This window comes from Actinomycetota bacterium, assembly GCA_030650795.1.
Lineage (GTDB): Bacteria > Actinomycetota > Actinomycetes > S36-B12 > S36-B12 > UBA11398.
Genome location: JAUSDJ010000035.1, coordinates 1 through 1,148, shown reverse-complemented (window position 1 = coordinate 1,148; position 1,148 = coordinate 1). Strand labels below are relative to the sequence as shown.

The window sequence follows — 1,148 nt, the reverse complement described above, 5'->3', positions numbered from 1 at the left end:
GGCAGTGCAGGTTGCAGACGTCGGTCAGGGGCATTCCGGCGATGATGGGTTTTCTCTGTCCCAGGGCGAGCGTCTTGAGGCCGTATTTGGCTAGTCTAGTGTCTCATAAACTGCTCTACAATGAGCCAGCTTGTCGAGGATAGCTTTAACCGAGGCGTGCCACACAAAAGGCTTGGGGTCCGCATTAGACACGGTCAGGTACGCGGTGATTGCGTCTATCAGTTGAGGAACGCTGTCAAAGCTACCTCGTCGGATGCACTTCTCGGTGATCTCCCGGAACCACCGTTCCACCAGGTTCAGCCATGACGAACTCGTCGGCGTGAAGTGCAGCGTGAACCTTGGGTGCTTTTCCAGCCAGGTCTTTACCTTTGACTGGTTGTGGGTCCCATAGTTGTCCACGATCAGATGCAGCGGTGTCTTCTTGGGAAATTCCCGGTCCAGTTGCCGCAGGAAGCGCAGGAACTCCTGGTGCCGGTGTCTGGCCATGCATTCCCCGATCACCCGTCCGTCCAGGACGTTGAGGGCCGCAAACAGAGTGGTGGTCCCATGGCGCTTGTAGTCGTGAGTCATGGTTCCGCAGCGCCCTTTCTTCATAGGCAACCCCGGCTGAGTCCGCTGCAGGGCTTGAATCTGGCTCTTCTCGTCCACGCAAAGGACAATAGCCTTGTCCGGAGGGTTGAGGTAGAGCCCCACGACATCGGTGAGTTTCTCAGTGAAGCGGCGGTCCTTGGAGAGCTTGAACCGTTTGGTCCGCTGGGGCTGCAATCCATGGGCATCCCAGATGCGGTGGATCATCGAGTGACTGACACCTTGAGCCTTCGCCATAGTCCGGCGACTCCAATGGGTGGCTCCCGCAGGTTTCGTATGCAGGGTGGCATCAACGATAGCCTGGACGCGTTCGGCGGAGATAAAGACACGACGGCCGCGGCCTGGTCTGATATGGGTTAGAGCGTCGACACCACCCTCTTGAAAGCGCCGACGCCACTCAATCACCGTGGTGCGACTGGTGTTCAGTTCCGCAGCGATGCGGTTGTTCGACAGCCCTGAGGCGCCCATAAGCACAATCCTGGCGCGTTTCACGATGCTTTGCGGGGTTTTCTGGGCGCGAACCCAAGCTTCGAGGATTCGCTGCTGGTCCGGGGGTAACG

General features: G+C 58.4%; 1 protein-coding gene. It reads right to left on the bottom strand.

What is annotated here, in order from left to right; genetic code table 11:
* Positions 1 to 90: 90 nt before the first annotated feature.
* Positions 91 to 1,125 carry an IS630 family transposase gene (locus Q7L55_11920; protein ID MDO8733255.1) on the bottom strand — a complete coding sequence of 345 codons (1,035 nt, stop codon included), beginning with the start codon at positions 1,123 to 1,125 and terminating at the stop codon, positions 91 to 93.
* Positions 1,126 to 1,148 lie beyond the last annotated feature (23 nt).